This is a genomic window from Burkholderia seminalis DSM 23518 (assembly GCF_902832885.1).
In the GTDB taxonomy this organism is placed as follows: Bacteria; Pseudomonadota; Gammaproteobacteria; order Burkholderiales; family Burkholderiaceae; genus Burkholderia; species Burkholderia seminalis.
Window position 1 is genome coordinate 47,702 of record NZ_CADFDK010000020.1, and the last position, 15,933, is coordinate 63,634.

Sequence of the window (15,933 nt, forward strand, 5' to 3'; positions counted from 1 at the left end):
ACGGGGCTGTCCCGTACCGCACGTCGCGCCATACGCACGATGGTACACAGATCCCGCCCGTGACGACCGGTCGCGGCCGCGGGTGGAGGGCCGCGCGGCTTCACGCGACGGTCGGCCGTCCTCGCGCCGTGCTGTCCGTGCGCTGTAGCGCGTCGACCTCGAGCGCTTCACGCCCATCGCGGAGGCGGCCTGCCGGTGCCGGCAGCCAGCATGCGCATCGAGAATCTCGAAGAGCAGATCGTGACGAGCCCGCTGAGCCGCACGAGTCAGGGCGTCACGCCGACCGCGCCCGGTGAGGCGCTGCTTGCGCATGCACGCCGCGTGCCGCGCGACTATCTCGTCAACTACCCCGACGTGACGATCGACACGCAGGAGCGGCCGAGCCCCCACCTCGTGCGCGCGGTGCAGGAAGGCGTGGCCGACATCGGCATCGTCGCGGACGACGTGCGCACCGACGGGCTGCAAGCGATACCGTACCGGCGCGCCCGCCTCGCGCTCGCGGCCACGCCCGGCCGGCAGGACCGGCCGGATTCGCATACGGTCAGGCAGCAATCGATCGTTTCCACCGTCATTGCACTGCGTCGGCATGACAAAAGCCGCCTCCCTTCTTTCATCTGACGATCCTTTACAGTCCGTTAGCAACCCTACGCGAGCGTGCACTGGCAGAATCGCGGCGGGCCAGCCATCGTTGCGGAAACGCGCGGCCGGACGGACCGGCACGACCGTCGGCGCGTCCGCGAGCGCGCACCGCCCGTGCCGTGCACGCGCGCCGGATGGCTGGCGATCCGCATCGCGCTGATTTATGATCGGCTCCGTACCCTGGAATCGTCGTCGCGGCGACGATCCGCATTGCGCCGCGCCCGGCATCCACCCCCAACGTCGAGCTCGTCACACCATGAGAAAAACAATGCCGCGCGCGCCCCTGCGCGTTGCCGCCGCCCTGGCGCCCGCCCTGCCGCTCGCGGGCTGCGCGTCGCGAGGCGCCCCGTCGTACGTGCTGTTCGGCGCGTATTTCCCGCTCTGGCTCGTCAGCGCGATCGTCGGCGTCATCGGCGCGATCGTCGCGCACCGCGTGTTCGTCGCGACCGGCTGGGCCGCCACCGTGCCTTACCAGCTCGCCGTCTGCACCGCGATCGGGCTCGTGGTCGCCGTGATCGTCTGGCTCACCGGCACGGGGCCGTTCGCATGAAGGCCGCCGGACTCCCCCGCCCGTCCGTGAAAGGCCGCGTGATCGCGCTCGCGATCGTCGCGCTCGGCATCGCCGCGCTCGTGTATGCGTACTACCGCACGGCGGCCTACCCGTCCACCGACGACGCGTCGATCGACGCCGACGTCGTGCACGTCGCGTCGCCGGTCGGCGGCCGCATCGTGCAGCTCGCGGTGCACGAGAACCAGCGCGTCGCGAAGGGCGACCTGCTGTACGAGATCGATCCCGTGCCGTATCGGCTGTCGGTCGCGCAGGCGCAGGCCGACGTCGAACTCGCGCGCGCATCGCTCGACACGCGCCGCCGCTCGCTGATCGGCGAGCGTTCGAACGCGGCGGTCGCCGCCGAGCAGGTCAAGCGCGCGACGCAGAACTACGATCTCGCGACGCGCGACGTGAACCGCCTCGCGCCGCTTGCCGCGCAGGGCTACGTCAGCGCGCAGCAGTTCGACCAGGCGAAGGTCCGCCAGCGCGACGCGTCCGTGTCGCTCGCGCAGGCGCAGGAACAGCAGCACGCATCGGCCCGGACGATCGGCGACGAAGCCGACGCGATCGCGACGCTGCATGCGCGCGAAGCCGCGCTCGCACGCGCACAGCATGCACTCGACGATACGGTCGTGCGCGCGCCGCACGACGGGCTCGTGACGGGCCTGACCGTGCTCGCCGGCGAAACCCTCGCGCCGAACCAGTCGATCTTCACGCTGATCGACGCGCGCGAATGGTTCGCCGTCGGCAACTTCCGCGAGACGGCGCTGAGCCGCATCGCGGTCGGCGATTGCGCCACCGTCTATTCGATGATCGACCGCAGCCGCCCGCTGACGGGCAAGGTCGTCGGCATCGGCGCCGGCATCGCGGACAGCGCGCGCATCAACCTGCCGCGCTCGCTGCCGATCGTGCAGAACTCGGTGAACTGGGTGCACGTCGCGCAGCGCTTCCCGGTGCGCGTGAAGCTCGACGAGCCCGACGCCGCGCTCGTACGCGTCGGCGCCAGCGCGATCGTCGAGGTCCGGCATGGCACTGCCTGCCGCTGACGTTCGCGCGCCGGGCCCGCGCGAAGTCCTGCGACTGCTCGCGCCGTTTCCGGGGCGCACGGCCATCGCCGTGCGCGTCGCGCTCATCTGCGCGCTGACCGCGCTCGTGACGGCCGCGAATGGCACGCCCGAAGCCGCGCTGTCCGCGTACGTCGTGTTCTTCATGATCCGCGCCGACCGCGTGACGAGCATCGTGCTCGCGGCCGCGCTGCTGCTGATCGTCACGATCGTGATCGGGCTCGTGCTCGGCATCGCGATCTTCAGCATCGACTATTCGATCCTGCGGGTCGCCTGCATGGCCGTGCTGTCGGTCGCCCTCCTCTATCTGACTTCCGCCAGCAAGCTGCGCCCGGTGGGCGCGATCCTCGCGATGATCGTCGGCTTCGGGCTCGACCAGCTCGGCCTCGCGCCGTTCGGCGAGGCCGCGACGCGCGCGTTGCTCTATATCTGGCTGACGATCGCGATCCCCGTCGGCGTGGCGATCGTCGTCAACCTGCTGATCGCGCCGTCGCCGCGCAAGCTCCTGCACGCGCAACTCGCGAAGCGGCTGCGGCTCGCCGCGCGACGACTGCGCGGCGGCGACGATACACGCGCCGCGTTCGACGCGAGCCTGCGCGAAGGCGACAAGCAGTTGCTCACGTGGCTCAAGCTGTCGAAACTCGAAGGCTCGTCGAGCGCCGCCGACGTCGCGGCGCTGCGGCAGGCCATCGCGTCGAGCACCGCGCTGATGGTCGGCGTCGCGCTGGCCGATCGCGAACCGGACGCACGGCTGCCCGATGCGTTCGCCGCGCCGATCGCCGCGACGCTCGACGACATGGCCGCCATTCTCGAACGCGGCGGCTACCCGGTCGACGTGACGCTCGCGCTGCCGCCCGCCGACGCGCTGCCGCCGCTCGCGCGCATCGCCGCGACCGACCTCCATGCCGCGATCACGCGTTTCGCGGAGCCGGGCGCGACGGCCGATGCCGCGGCCGCCGCCCCTGCCGCCATACCCGAAGCCCCCGCGCCGGCCGCACGCGGCGGCTTCTTCCTGCCCGACGCCCGCACCAATCCCGACCACATCCGTTATGCGCTGAAGACGACCGCCGCGGCGATCTTCTGCTACCTGCTGTACTCGCAACTCGACTGGTCGGGCATCCATACCTGCGTCGTCACCTGCTACATCGTGTCGCTCGGCTCGACGGCCGAAACGGTCGAGAAGCTCACGCTGCGGATCGTCGGCTGCATGGTCGGCGCGCTGCTCGGCACCGCCGCGCTCGTGTTCGTCGTGCCGGCGCTGTCGTCGGTCGGCCACCTGATGGCGCTCGTGTTCGCCGGCGCGTGGCTGTCCGCGTGGATCGCATTCGGCTCGCCGCGCATCGCGTACGCGGGTTTCCAGATCGCGTTCGCGTTTTTCCTGTGCGTGATCCAGGGCGCCGGCCCCGGCTTCGACCTGACGATCGCGCGCGACCGCACGATCGGCATCCTGCTCGGCAACGTCGTCGTGTATCTCGTGTTCACGCGCATCTGGCCCGTCAGCATCGGCAAGCAGATCGACGTCGCGCTCGCCGCGCTGCTCGACCAGTGGCGGCGGATCGCGCGGATCGCGCAGCCGGCCGAGCGACGCACACTCGCGGCCGAAGCGTTCGCGCGCCATGGCGCGATCACGCAGGAGCTCGGCCTGGTCCATTACGAACCGTCGTGGGTCCGACCGGCCGCGACGTGGCTGGCCACGCGGCGGCGCGCGCTCGCGGAACTCGGCGCGCTCGAAGGCCCGCTGTTCCTGCTCGCCGAACGCCAACCCGGCGACATCGCGATCGACTCGCAACTCGCGCGCGTGACCGAACCGGGCGGCGACAACGCCGTGCCCCGTCCGGACGCCCGCGCACCCTCGGCCGCGCCGCCGGGCGCCGCCCCCACCGACCCCGCACGCGACGCGCTGCTGAACCTGATCGACACGCGGCTCGCGCAGATCGCCGACGCCGCCCGTCCAGCCACACCGAAGGAGCCTGCCCCCCATGCGTCGACCTGAACCGCCGGCCGCCTCGATCGCCGTAGCCGCCCTCGCGACCGCCGTCGCACTGGCCGGTTGCGCGACGTCGTCGATCGACCTGGCGCCGGAGGCATCCGACCGCCCGTGGCAGCCGCAAACGTCGGCCGCGGGCGACATCGTGCCGGGCCCGCCGCGCGCGTCCGCGCCAGGCGCGCACGACTACACGCTGCCCGCGTCGCCGGCGCTCGCGTCGGTCTCGCCGCCGGCCGTGCTCGATGCCGCGCATCCGTACACGCTGCCCGAGCTGATCGATCTCGCCGAATCGGCGAACCCGCTCACCCGCATCGCATGGAACGACGCACGCAATGCGGCGCTCGCGGTCGGCCTCGCCAAGGCCGCCTACCTGCCGCGCCTGTCGGCGACCGCGATGGGCGCGTACCAGACGAGCCACGGCTCGACGTCCACGATCCTCGGCGATTCGTCGAGCGACACCACCGTGCACGGCACGATTTCGGCGCTGTCGCTGCAATGGCTGCTGTTCGATTTCGGCGGTCGCGCGGCGCGCGTCGAAGCGGCCGAACAGGCCTCGATCGCGTCGAACGTCGCGTTCACGGCCGTGCACCAGCAGGTGATCCACGACGTGACGGTCTCGTACTACCGTTACGAAGCCGCGCGCTCGCGCGCCGTCAGCGCCCAGCAGGGTCTCGCGAACGCGGACGCGATCCTCGCGGCGGCGCGCGCGCGGCTCAAGCACGGCGTCGGCACGGTCGTCGAGCTCGCGCAGGCGACGCAGAACCGCGCGCAGGCGAACCTCGCGCTCGTCCAGGCAAACGGCGCGGAAAGCGACAGCTACCTCGCGCTCGTCTCCGCGCTCGGCATCTCGCCGCTGTCGAAGCCGACGATCGCCGCGCTGCCGAAGCGGCCGCTGCCACCCGCGCTCGGCTCGTCGGTCGATGCAATCGTGTCGGATGCGATCGCGCGCCGCCCCGACCTGCAGGGCGCGTTCGCGCTCGAAAAGGCCAATCGCGCGAAGATCAAGGCCGCCGAAGCCGCGTTCATGCCGAAGATCTTCCTGTCCGCGTCGACGTCATACGCGAGTGGCGGCACGGCCATTTCCGCGCTACCGGCGATCGGCGACCAGGCGCCGACCGTCAACCTGAACGGCAGCCGCTACGGCGGCGGCGTGTTTCTCGGCGTGACGATCCCGCTGTACGACGGCGGCCTGCGCTCGGCCGTGCTGATGCAGGCGCGCAACGATGCGGAAAGCGCGTCCGCGCGCCTCACGCGGACCAAGGAGGAAGCCGTGCGGCAGGTCGTCGCCGCGCAGAACGCGGTGCAGACGAGCCTCGCGTCGCACGACGCGGCCAAGGCGCTCGTCGATGCCGCGCAGACCAGCTACGACGCGGCGCTGACCGCGTACCGCAACGGCGTCGGCTCGGTCACCGATGCGACGATCGCGCAGAGCCAGCTGCTCGCGGCCCGAAACGCGGAGGTCGACAGCTATGCCGGCGCGCTATCGGCCGCCGCCGCGCTCGCGCTCGCGACGGGCACGATCGGCGCCGCGCAGTAGCACGGCCGCCGCAAGGCGGTTGACGCCTGCGCGCGCCGCCCACTAGAATGCCGCCCATTCTTCCTTCAGGAACCATCGTGGACAGTTGCAGCACTCCGTTGCGTGCGCCGCTTGCCGCCTGAACGCCTGTCCGACGCAGTTCTCCTGCCCCGGCTCGCGTTCCGCGAGCCCGCACGCCCCCCGTTACACACTGAATGACGCATTCGCGCGGTACAGTACCGCGCGATGACGGCCGTCCACGCGTCGCCCATGGCCTTGCGCCGCGGCGACGACGGCCGGCGCGCGCTTCTTGCACGGCAGGACAACCATGACTTTCGATTTCGCACTCCGTCTTTTCACCGCGTTCGCCTGCGGCGTCGCCATCGGCCTCGAGCGCCAGATGCGCCAGCGCACGGCCGGCCTGCGCACCATCACGCTCGTCGCCAGCGGCGCGTGCCTGTTCGTCACGCTCGGCGTACTGACCGGCAATGGCGTCGCGGGCGTCACGCAGATCGCCGCCTACGTCGTGTCGGGCGTCGGCTTTCTCGGCGGCGGCGTGATCATGCGCGACAAGGGCTCGATCCAGGGCATCAACACGGCCGCGACGCTGTGGTGCTCGGCCGCCGTCGGTGTGCTGGCCGGCTCCGGCCATTACGTGCCCGCACTGGCCGGCACCGGCGTCGTGCTGCTCACCAATACCGTGCTGCGCGGTGTCAGCCAGGCGATCAACGCGACGCCCGTCTCGAACGCCGATCTCGTGCGCGAATACCAGATCACGGTGATCTGCCTGGCCGCCGACGAAGTGCACATCCGCACGCTGCTGTCGAACGCGATGTACGCGAAGCCGCTGTCGTTCCAGAGCCTGACGAGCGAGGACGTACCCGATCAGCCGGACCGGCTGAAGGTGACCGCGACGTTGAAGCTGCATCCGAAGGATCAGCAGAAGCTCGAACAGATCGCGAGCCGGATGAGCATGGAGAAGAGCATTTCCAGCGTGAGCTGGACCGCGAAGGAAGCGGAACCGATGATGGAGTGAGCGGCGTGGCGGCCGCCGCATCCGGCGCCGCCCTCGCCTGCGTCACGGCGCGTCGATGAGCCCGGCCGAAATCGCCTTCACGACCGCCTGGACCTTGTTGGTCGCGCCGAGCTTCTCGAGGATGTTGTTGACGTGGAAGTTGACCGTCCGCTCCGAGATGCTGAGGATCTGGCCGATTTCGCACGCGGTCTTGCCCTCGGCCGTCCAGCACAGCACCTCGCGCTCGCGCGCGGTCAGCGTGACGCCCGCCGCGGGCGACAGCTTCGGCACCATGAAGCGGCTCATCAGCGAATGCGACAGGTTCGCGAGCCAGTTCGTCTGCAGCGTCAGCATGTTGATTTCGGCAGGCGTCAGCCGGTCGGCATGGCGCGCGATGCTCAGCAGGCCGAACGCGCCGCGGGCCGCCCAGCTCGACTGCGCGACGCCCACCGACAGCCCGAAATCGCGCGCGTCCTGCCACAGCGGGCACGGGTCGATCCGGTCGACATCCGGCCAGACGATCATGTTGGTGCTCAGCGCGCCGTCGCGAACCGTCGAATCGATCTCGATGTAGTTTTGCGCCTGGTAGTGCGCCATCCAGCCGTCGGGATAGGTATTGAAGATGGCGACCGACGGCTTCGATACGGGCAGCGGTACGCGAATGCCGTAGCAGCAGTATTCGAATCCCAGCCGCCTCGAATAGGCGGCGATCCGCTGGAAGAGCTGCTGCTCGTCTTCCGCGGCGCTGAATTGTTGATAGGCATCCTGCCAGCGCAGTTCCATTCGTTCTCCGACAACGTCACGCTGTCATACTTGTCAGGTTCCAGCACCCGTTCGAGGCTGATACATTCCGCGCATGACCTCACCTTTGCTGCACCCGGTCCCCGGCCCGTCCCCGGACGGCTACGTACGCCTGTCAAAAGACGCACTGGCCGTGCTTGCACTCGACCATGTCTCGAGCGGCCTCGACGCATCCTTGCTGGCCGAACTGCGCGACAGCGCGATCGACGCACGCCTCGCCGGCTACACCGAATGGCACCGCGCGGCCAGTGCCGGCGCCCCTTACGTGACGGTCGGCTGGGACTGGTACCTCGAACGCGCGACGGGCACGTTCGTGATCGCGGGCGGCGACGTCCGCAGCAACGTGATGGTCGTCGATGCCACCGGCGCCGACATCGGCATGGTCCGCACGGCCGCCGCGCTCGCCGCGCGGCTTGCCGGCATGGACTGGCCCGCCGCGGTCGCGTCGGCCGTGCTCGGTCGCAACGACACCTATCATGCCGGTCCCACGCTCCAGTGACAACCTGCCGCGTATTCCTCTGATCATTTCGCAAGACTGGCGCTCTTTATAAGCAAAAGCCGTCCAGTTTTCAATCCCGTCGATCAAGAAACCGTTACCACGCCGCAAATGGCGCCTTTGGGCCGCCACCCTGTAAGAGTTACCAGTTACAGCTCCCTCGTGCCGCGCGATGTAATGCACGCATACAAAAGCACAGATCCGAGGACACCATGCGGACCTTCGTTCACGAGGAAGGGCGGTTGCCACACGAACTTGCAGCGGATCTAGGGCGCTATCGGCGCCGCGTATTCGTCGAACAGCTCGGTTGGGCGCTTCCGTCGGCGAACGAAAGCTTCGAGCGCGACCAGTTCGATCGCGACGATACCGTCTACGTGTTCGCGAGGAACGCCGGCGGCGACATGTGCGGATGCGCGCGCCTGCTGCCCACCACGCGCCCGTACCTGCTGAAGTCGCTGTTCGCCGACCTGATCGCCGAAGACATGCCGCTGCCGCAATCGGCCGCCGTCTGGGAGTTGTCCAGGTTCGCGGCGACCGACGACGAAGGCGGCCCGGGCAACGCCGAGTGGGCCGTGCGCCCGATGCTGGCCGCGGTCGTCGAATGCGCGGCGCAGCTCGGCGCGCGCCAGCTGATCGGCGTGACGTTCGCGAGCATGGAGCGGCTGTTCCGCCGGATCGGCATTCACGCGCACCGCGCAGGCCCGCCGAAACAGGTGGACGGTCGTCTGGTGGTCGCGTGCTGGATCGACATCGATCCGCAAACGTTTGCCGCGCTAGGAATCGAGCCGGGGCAGGCAACCCGGCAAGCCATCGCCGCCTGAGCCGGAACGCGCGTGTCCGTCCGGGCGGCATCGTAACGAAGGAGAACCAACGTGGACCAGTCTCAGGTCTTTCGCGCGATGATGCCCGGCTTGACGAGCGCCGGCGGCGCCCGCATTGCGGTCGCCTATCCGTCGTTTCCCAGGCCCCTGCCGCTCGTGCGGCTCGACCGCCGCGGGCTCGTGTTTCGCGCCGCCGGCGCCGCGCCGCTCGTCTGCGGGCTGCCGCGCCCAGCGACGCTGCTGGTCGCGGACGAGCCGCTCTGCTCGCTGCGCCTCGTGATTCGCGGCACCGCTCCGGCCGGAGGCGGCCAGCACGACCTGACGATGCAGCCGTCCGGCGCCGCCGGCGACGAGCTGCTGTGGCATGCGCTGCGCGATCGCGCACCGTACCGGCACATTCGGCACCCGCTGGCGCCCGTCGATACGACCCGCGCCGCCGACAGCGCGCCGCTCGCCCCGGCCGGCGAGGCCGCCCCGCGCCCGTCGCGCAGCACGGCCTTTCGCCTGCCGTGCCACAGCGACGCGCTGTTCTTTGCCGACTGGCTCGAATATCACTTCGACGAGCTGCGCGTGCTGTCGCAGCAGCACGGGCCGCAACTGCAGCTCAATCAGCTCGAGCGCCAGGTGGCCGACGACGAGGTCGGCGTACGCTTCGTCTACGACATCGACGGCCATGCGACGCGGCATGCGCTGACCGACTGCGCACGCGAGGCCTGTGCATGGATCGAGACGGAAATGCGCGACAAGTACGCGCTGCCCGTCGCGCAGGAGCGGTTCGGCGCGTTTGCGGCACATGCGCGGGCCGGCGGCATGTGAATGGATCACGCGGCTGCCAGTTGCATGGATACAACTAGCGCTTGCAAGCGTCCGGGTTTTCCCTTAAATTGACGTCTGTCTCCTCCATGTCTCCAAACATGGATTCAGCCCGCTCAAGCAGCGGGCTTTTTTATTGCCTGCGCGGATCTCGGGGCCACATCATTTTCCGTTCCGGCTAACCCGCCGGACGTGCGCCGGCCGGGTGCAGCCAGTAGTGATACACCGTAAATATCAGCGCAAGCGCCACGACCAGGATCAACAACAGGTATAGCCAACCCTTCCTGGTCGACGGCAGGTCCGTCACGGCGCCGACGTCACCCGTCAGTGCCATCAACGCGACCATCGCCAGCCCGGCCAGTACCAACGTGCCCTTGGCCACCCATCCAAAGACGGCCTCCAGTCCGGCCGCCCATCGCGATTGGCGATAAGGTCCGGCAACCGGCCGACGCAGATCGGGCTTACTCATTCCTCATCTCCCGTCCGACCTGCACGAATCCGCACGTCGAACAGCAGGCTGCTGCGGAAGGCCGGGATTTGAGGGCTCCGCAGACATGCGGCGGCCGCGGTGCACATACTGAATCTGAAGCGTCATGTTTGTTGTACTTGAGCGAGTCGGGAGTCGACCCTCCGCTTCGTTTGGCCGAAACGAATCGATATCGTTCGATACGACGAGCATGCGCCGCGACGCGATCCGCTCGCGTCACGCAATCCCGATCGGTCCGCTTATCATTGACCGGGCCTGCCACTCTTCGCCGAGGTCATCTTGCACGCCCATCTGCGCATTGCCCGCCCGGTCAGCAACCTCGCCCGCACCGAGCGCATGTATCGCGACGCCCTCGACCTGTCGGTCCTCGCGCGCTTCGACGATCACGACGGCTTTTCCGGCGTGATGCTCGGACGCGAAGGCCTCGACTATCACTTCGAATTCACGCACTGCCCGGATCATCCGATCGCGCCGTCGCCCACACCCGAAGACCTGATCGTCTTCTACCTGCCCGATCGACCGGAATGGGAAGCCGCGTGCGAGCGCGCCGCCGCACATGGCTTCATGCCCGTGACGTCGTTCAATCCGTACTGGGAAATATCCGGCCAGACCTTCGAGGATGCCGACGGCTACCGGATCGTGCTGCAGAACGGCACGTGGCGCTGACACGCGCAGACGCGTGAGCCGTTACGCGCCGGCAACACCGCCGGCGCGCGCGACATACACGACGTGCGGCCGCAGCGGATGCCCGTCCGGCAACGCGGGATGATCGAAGTCGCGCGCGGATTGGCGCAGCATGCCGATCTGTTCCATCACACGCCGCGACCGCACGTTGGTGTCGGCCGTCCACGCGAAGATTTCGCCGAGCCCGGCCCGGCCGAACCCGTCGGCCAGCGCGGCGGCAGCCGCTTCGAGCGCGTAGCCCTGCCCCCACGCGTGGCGCGCCTGCCGCCACATGATCTCGACGCTCGGCGCCATCGGATGGGTTGCACGCGCTTCATGCGACAGACCGCAAAGCCCGATCAGCGTCGCGTCGGCACGACGTTCGACCGCCCACACGCCGAAGCCGTGTGCATCGAAATGCGCGTCGAAGCGCGCGATGAGGTCGCTCGCCTCGTCGACGGACATCGGGCCGCGCGCGAGCCACGCGATCACGTCCGAATCGGCATGCATCGCCGAAAGCGCACCCGCATCCGACGCACGCCAGCGACGCAGCATCAGGCGTTCGGTTTCGATCTTCGAGAGGGTGGACATGGGTGATGAGAATCGCACGGGCGGCAGCGGAACGCTGGTGACATCACGAACCCGAAGGCGGGGCGGCTGACGAAGGAGGAAGCTCGATCGTCGCGTCTGGGCGCGACGATCGATGGAACAAACCACGAGAAACGGGCACGGGTGCGCCCATCGCGATTACTCGTTTTCCTCGAAGTAATGCCCGAACTTCGTCTGCTTCGTGCGGATATAACGCTCGTTTTCCTCGCGTACGGGCACCGCCAGCGCCACGCGTTCGCAGACCGGAATGCCGTGCTTCGCGAGCGTGTCGAACTTCTCCGGGTTGTTGCTCATCAGCCGCACTGACGTCACGCCGAGGATCCGCAGGATCGCGGCGGCCGAATCGTATTCGCGGGCATCGTCGGGCAGGCCGAGGTCGAGGTTCGCCTCGACGGTGTCGCGCCCCTGCTCCTGCAGCGCGTACGCGCGGATCTTGTTGCTCAGGCCGATCCCGCGCCCTTCATGACCGCGCAGGTACAACAGCACGCCGCGGTCTTCCGCCGCGATGTAGCGCAACGCAAGGTCGAGCTGCTCGCCGCAATCGCAGCGATACGAGCCGAACACGTCGCCGGTCAGGCATTCGGAGTGCAGCCGCGTCAGCACCGACTGCTCGCCGGCCACGTCGCCCATCACGAGCGCAAGATGTTCGGCATCGCTGCCCGATACGCGAAACGCGTATGACTTGAACGTACCGTAACGCGTAGGCAGCGACGCGGTGGCGACGAGTGTCACGCACTCGTCAGCCTGGTCATTGCCCGGCGCGGGCGATTGGGGACGCGAAGACATCATGAATTGAATCGAAACGTTCAGGAATGTAGGAGTTGTGTGGATAGTGCGTGACGGGAGTTTACCGCTAATCTGGAAACGTCACGCGACTGCCACTGCGCGCCCGGCTATACTGGGCTCAACGGGTGTCGCGCACCAACGCCCTGCCTTCCCTGTATCGACCTGCACACGGAGAAAGCGAATGAGCACGACTGTCGCGCAGATTCTCAAGGCCAAGCCTGATTCGGGCCGCACGATCTACACCGTCACGAAGACCGATTTCGTCTACGACGCCATCAAGCTGATGGCGGAAAAGGGGATCGGCGCGTTGCTGGTCGTGGACGGCGACGACATCGCGGGTATCGTCACCGAGCGCGATTACGCGCGCAAGGTCGTCCTGCAGGACCGTTCATCGAAAGCGACCCGCGTCGAGGAAATCATGACGGCGAAGGTACGCTACGTCGAACCGTCGCAATCCACCGACGAGTGCATGGCGCTGATGACCGAGCACCGGATGCGCCACCTGCCCGTCCTCGACGGCGGCAAGCTGGTCGGCCTCATCTCGATCGGCGACCTCGTGAAGAGCGTGATCGCCGATCAGCAGTTCACGATCAGCCAGCTCGAACACTACATTCACGGCACGCCGGTCGCTTCGACCTGATCCGCGCAGCAAAAAAGGCCCAAACGCGTCAGCGTCTGGGCGGAAAGCCGCCGACATGCGGCGACGGAGGTTCTGCTCCAGCGGGCGAACGACGCGCGCAAACGGCGCGCGTCTCGTCGTTTGAATGGTGCGCTCGGGCAGACCGGGGACGTTCGATTAGTTGCCGAAGTAGACCGAATTCACCGGATTCGGTGCTTCCCGCGTCACGCGGCGGCCGGCTTGGCCCGCGCCCGTCGCGACGGCGCCGTAGCCGCTCGTATCGGCCTGCGCGAGCATCGGCTGGTTCGGCTGGATCCGCTGTTCGGCTGCCTGGATGTTGCTCGGGTACTGCGCATCGCTCGCCAGCGGCTTGTAGCCGTTCTGTTCGAGTTGCACGAGTTCGGCCTTGACCTGGTCGCGCGTCAGCCCCTGTTCGGACTGTGCAAACGATGCGATCGGTGCGGCAAGGACGGATGCGGCGATGGCTGCGTAGATGATCGACTTCATGATTTACCTCCGGAATATGTTCTCTTTTGACGTCGCCTCGGCAGGACCCTGTCTGAAGCGAATGAATCCAGTGTAGTGCGCGTCACTCCAAGGGGAAACCCTTAGTTGGAACATACAGCGTTGCAATTTTGGAAAAAATCACCAAATATTTCCGCACACAGCCCGCGCAACTTGCGTTATATGCACAACAATCGCTGACGAAACGCCAACAGCCGGATCACATATCCCGAAGGTTGTGTTGTAGAATCGTAAGGTTTTAATCGCCAGCCGATATTCCATCCACCATGTACGCGCTCACGCTCCTTTCGGTTTCGCCGTCCGGCCCGGCCGGCGTGCGCGCGCACGCCGGCCATCCGGCGCATCCCCTCGCTCGACGCACGGCCCAGGCACCGCTCGCCCCTGCCCGGCGCCTGATCTGACGGCTCGGTCTCCTCCCGGAGCCAGGTCAGACAGGCTCCGGGCGATCCCCATAGGCACGCCACGCCTGCCCTTGCCGATCATTTGGAGAACTGCCATGAAACAACGCCTTTACCAGTTGACCGAACTCGACGTTGCTCGCCTCGAGAAGCACGCCGAACAGAACCCGCACTTCCAGACCATGCTCGACACGCTGCTCGAGCGTGCCGACATCGTGCAGCCCGACGCCATCAAGGCCAATGTCGTCACGATGAACTCGCAGATCACGCTGCTCGACGAAGCGACCCAGGAACAGGCGACCTGGACGATTGTTTATCCGGACGCCGCCAATCTCGAACTCGGCCGCCTGAACGTCTTCTCGCCCGTCGGCATGGCGCTGCTGGGCACGCAGCGTGGCCAGATGGTCAAGGTGATGCAGCCGAGCGGCGCCGAAAAGCAGATGAAAGTCTCCGCGATCGTGTTCCAGCCGGAAGCCAACGGCGAGTACACGCGCTGACGTCACCGGCGGCCAGTGCCGCGCGCAACACCGACGCACAACGAAAAAAGCGAGGCACGCGCCTCGCTTTTTTGCATCCGGACGACGCGAATCGTCGACATCACATTCCGCAGACAAAAAAAAGGCGCCCGAAGGCGCCTTTTTTGATGCTGCGAAGCGGGTTACCCCGCCGTCACGCTTAGAAGCGGTGACGCAGACCAACCGTTGCTGCGGTTTGGTTGATCGACGAGCTCGGCAGCGTGCTGACGTCGCCGTTGTAGATCGATGCGCCGATGCCGTTCTTCGCTGCACGCTGGTACACAGCTTGTGCGTAGACGTCCGTACGCTTCGACAGTGCGTAGTCAGCTTGCAGGCCGAACTGGTTCCAGTGCGTGCTGCCGTTGTTGATCTTCGCGTTCGTGTACGTGTAAGCAGCACCCAGGCCGAGAGCCGGCGTCAGGTTGTACTTTGCGTTGACTTCGTAGTTGTCGGTGCGCAGCGTGCTCACACCAACAGCATTGTTGTCGAGACGCGCTTGCGTCCACGCTGCGCCGACTTGCGCCGGGCCGAATGCGTAACCAGCAGCAGCGCCGTACGTACGGACGCGGCCTTGGCTAGCGATGCCACCGATCGCCGACGACGTTGCGCCGTTTGCGTTCGTGCCGTCACCCAGGTTCGCTTGCGAGTATGCAGCTGCGAGCTTCAGACCTTGGAACTGGTATGCAGCGCCCGCGCTGTATGCACGGTTGTTGCCGAAGTTCGTGTTGTTCGAGAACGAGTACGTGCCGCCGAATTGCAGGCCAGCGTAGTTCGCGCTCGTGTACTTGATCGTGTTGTTCTGTGCGACGTCACCGTTCGTGCTCAGACGGTCGAGGTTCAGCGGGTGCGCGAAGTACGTGCCGCCCCACGAGCCCGTTGCCGTCAGCGGCGCCAGGTAGTCTTGCGTTGCGTCATACTGCTTGCCCAGCGTGACCGTGCCGTACTGGCTCGACAGGCCGACGAAAGCCTGGCGGTTGAACATGCCGCCGTTGCCGTTCGCGAAGCGGCCGTTACCGATGTTGAAGCCGCTTTCCAACGTGAAGATTGCCTTCAGGCCGCCACCGAGGTCTTCCGAACCACGCAGGCCGAAACGGCTCTGGTCAATGCCCGAACCCATCGACCAACGCGACTTGCCAGCTTGGCCCAGTGCCGGTTGGACGTTGCTTTGGTAGGTGATGCCTGCGTCCAGCACGCCGTACAGCGTGACGCTGCTTTGCGCGTGAGCGACGGTAGCGAACGATGCTGCAGCTGCTGCAACGATCAGAGTCTTGTTCATTCGTGGAGCTCCCTTCTAAAAAGAGGCAGGTCTCGCGACCTTGTTCATAAACGGTCTTCAACCGCCCGGGAGTGCCATCGGTCCTGCTGGCCACGCCCGGATAGTTGCCCGTTTGGGAACCGTGAGTTTAGGGGTGTACCCTAGGGGAGCGATCCGCAAATAAAGAAATAAGCTTTTCCAGAACTAGAAATAATGAAAGTGGGGACTAGTCATAAGTATTTGTTTTAACGCTTGTTTTTGACCTCTTGACGACAGCATTTTGGAGGCCTTCATCGCACCATTCTTACATGTCATCGTCTTGACGGTTGCATAGAAACAACAAACGGATCCGGCCAAGCGCCCCAAAACAGTAA

General features: G+C 66.9%; 18 protein-coding genes. 12 read left to right on the plus strand and 6 right to left on the minus strand.

Annotated features, from left to right (window positions below):
* Nucleotides 1-210 precede the first annotated feature (210 nt).
* The 6 genes from HWX00_RS33860 to HWX00_RS33885 all read left to right on the plus strand — a co-directional run bounded on the left by HWX00_RS33860 (nucleotide 211) and on the right by HWX00_RS33885 (nucleotide 6,792).
* The gene (locus tag HWX00_RS33860; protein ID WP_175027928.1) at nucleotides 211-618 is read left to right on the plus strand and encodes a LysR substrate-binding domain-containing protein; all 408 of its coding nucleotides are present in this window, start codon (nucleotides 211-213) and stop codon (nucleotides 616-618) included.
* A 277-nt stretch (nucleotides 619-895) separates the two neighbouring features.
* On the plus strand, nucleotides 896-1,189 hold the full coding sequence (locus tag HWX00_RS33865) for a hypothetical protein (RefSeq protein ID WP_034189907.1): 294 nt from the start codon (nucleotides 896-898) through the stop codon (nucleotides 1,187-1,189).
* Nucleotides 1,186-2,235 carry a multidrug transporter subunit MdtN gene (gene mdtN / locus HWX00_RS33870; protein ID WP_175027929.1) on the plus strand — a complete coding sequence of 350 codons (1,050 nt, stop codon included), beginning with the start codon at nucleotides 1,186-1,188 and terminating at the stop codon, nucleotides 2,233-2,235. Before HWX00_RS33865 ends, mdtN begins: the two co-directional genes overlap by 4 nt.
* Entirely contained in the window at nucleotides 2,216-4,246 is a 2,031-nt protein-coding gene (locus HWX00_RS33875; protein WP_175027930.1) for an FUSC family protein, read from the plus strand. The genes mdtN and HWX00_RS33875 overlap by 20 nt, the downstream gene beginning before the upstream one ends.
* Nucleotides 4,233-5,777 carry a TolC family protein gene (locus HWX00_RS33880; RefSeq protein ID WP_175027931.1) on the plus strand — a complete coding sequence of 515 codons (1,545 nt, stop codon included), beginning with the start codon at nucleotides 4,233-4,235 and terminating at the stop codon, nucleotides 5,775-5,777. The genes HWX00_RS33875 and HWX00_RS33880 overlap by 14 nt, the downstream gene beginning before the upstream one ends.
* 307 nt (nucleotides 5,778-6,084) lie before the next feature.
* A complete protein-coding gene (locus HWX00_RS33885; RefSeq protein ID WP_006483946.1) occupies nucleotides 6,085-6,792 on the plus strand; it encodes an MgtC/SapB family protein in 708 nt (235 codons plus the stop codon).
* Between the two features lie 42 nt (nucleotides 6,793-6,834).
* Here HWX00_RS33885 and HWX00_RS33890 read toward each other — a convergent pair whose 3' ends face one another.
* The gene (locus tag HWX00_RS33890; RefSeq protein ID WP_034189911.1) at nucleotides 6,835-7,554 is read right to left on the minus strand and encodes an autoinducer binding domain-containing protein; all 720 of its coding nucleotides are present in this window, start codon (nucleotides 7,552-7,554) and stop codon (nucleotides 6,835-6,837) included.
* A gap of 73 nt (nucleotides 7,555-7,627) precedes the next feature.
* On the opposite strand from HWX00_RS33890, the gene HWX00_RS33895 reads away from it, so the two are divergent.
* The 3 genes from HWX00_RS33895 (at nucleotide 7,628) to HWX00_RS33905 (ending at nucleotide 9,705) form a co-directional block, all read left to right on the plus strand.
* Nucleotides 7,628-8,071 carry a DUF4902 domain-containing protein gene (locus HWX00_RS33895; RefSeq protein ID WP_175027932.1) on the plus strand — a complete coding sequence of 148 codons (444 nt, stop codon included), beginning with the start codon at nucleotides 7,628-7,630 and terminating at the stop codon, nucleotides 8,069-8,071.
* Nucleotides 8,072-8,280: 209 nt separating this feature from the next.
* On the plus strand, nucleotides 8,281-8,889 hold the full coding sequence (locus tag HWX00_RS33900) for an acyl-homoserine-lactone synthase (protein ID WP_049035377.1): 609 nt from the start codon (nucleotides 8,281-8,283) through the stop codon (nucleotides 8,887-8,889).
* Between the two features lie 51 nt (nucleotides 8,890-8,940).
* On the plus strand, nucleotides 8,941-9,705 hold the full coding sequence (locus tag HWX00_RS33905; RefSeq protein WP_175027933.1) for a hypothetical protein: 765 nt from the start codon (nucleotides 8,941-8,943) through the stop codon (nucleotides 9,703-9,705).
* Between the two features lie 175 nt (nucleotides 9,706-9,880).
* On the opposite strand, the gene HWX00_RS33910 is transcribed toward HWX00_RS33905, so the two are convergent.
* Nucleotides 9,881-10,171: a hypothetical protein gene (locus HWX00_RS33910; protein WP_059557577.1), complete on the minus strand. Its 291-nt coding sequence runs from the start codon at nucleotides 10,169-10,171 to the stop codon at nucleotides 9,881-9,883.
* Between the two features lie 297 nt (nucleotides 10,172-10,468).
* On the opposite strand from HWX00_RS33910, the gene HWX00_RS33915 reads away from it, so the two are divergent.
* Nucleotides 10,469-10,855: a VOC family protein gene (locus HWX00_RS33915; protein WP_124671085.1), complete on the plus strand. Its 387-nt coding sequence runs from the start codon at nucleotides 10,469-10,471 to the stop codon at nucleotides 10,853-10,855.
* A 21-nt stretch (nucleotides 10,856-10,876) separates the two neighbouring features.
* On the opposite strand, the gene HWX00_RS33920 is transcribed toward HWX00_RS33915, so the two are convergent.
* Complete coding sequence (locus HWX00_RS33920; protein ID WP_069706366.1) at nucleotides 10,877-11,443, minus strand: GNAT family N-acetyltransferase; 567 nt, start codon at nucleotides 11,441-11,443, stop codon at nucleotides 10,877-10,879.
* A gap of 156 nt (nucleotides 11,444-11,599) precedes the next feature.
* Nucleotides 11,600-12,250: a GTP cyclohydrolase II gene (ribA, locus tag HWX00_RS33925; protein WP_034189918.1), complete on the minus strand. Its 651-nt coding sequence runs from the start codon at nucleotides 12,248-12,250 to the stop codon at nucleotides 11,600-11,602.
* A 178-nt stretch (nucleotides 12,251-12,428) separates the two neighbouring features.
* Here ribA and HWX00_RS33930 point away from each other — a divergent pair, with 178 nt between their 5' ends.
* Complete coding sequence (locus HWX00_RS33930) at nucleotides 12,429-12,887, plus strand: CBS domain-containing protein (RefSeq protein WP_034189919.1); 459 nt, start codon at nucleotides 12,429-12,431, stop codon at nucleotides 12,885-12,887.
* A gap of 156 nt (nucleotides 12,888-13,043) precedes the next feature.
* Here the strand turns inward: HWX00_RS33930 and HWX00_RS33935 are convergent, their stop codons facing one another.
* On the minus strand, nucleotides 13,044-13,373 hold the full coding sequence (locus tag HWX00_RS33935; RefSeq protein WP_034189920.1) for a DUF4148 domain-containing protein: 330 nt from the start codon (nucleotides 13,371-13,373) through the stop codon (nucleotides 13,044-13,046).
* A 514-nt stretch (nucleotides 13,374-13,887) separates the two neighbouring features.
* Here HWX00_RS33935 and HWX00_RS33940 point away from each other — a divergent pair.
* Nucleotides 13,888-14,286 (plus strand): GreA/GreB family elongation factor, encoded by a 399-nt coding sequence (locus tag HWX00_RS33940; protein WP_175027934.1) that lies wholly within the window; start codon nucleotides 13,888-13,890, stop codon nucleotides 14,284-14,286.
* Between the two features lie 178 nt (nucleotides 14,287-14,464).
* On the opposite strand, the gene HWX00_RS33945 is transcribed toward HWX00_RS33940, so the two are convergent.
* Nucleotides 14,465-15,580: a porin gene (locus HWX00_RS33945; RefSeq protein WP_034189922.1), complete on the minus strand. Its 1,116-nt coding sequence runs from the start codon at nucleotides 15,578-15,580 to the stop codon at nucleotides 14,465-14,467.
* Nucleotides 15,581-15,933 lie beyond the last annotated feature (353 nt).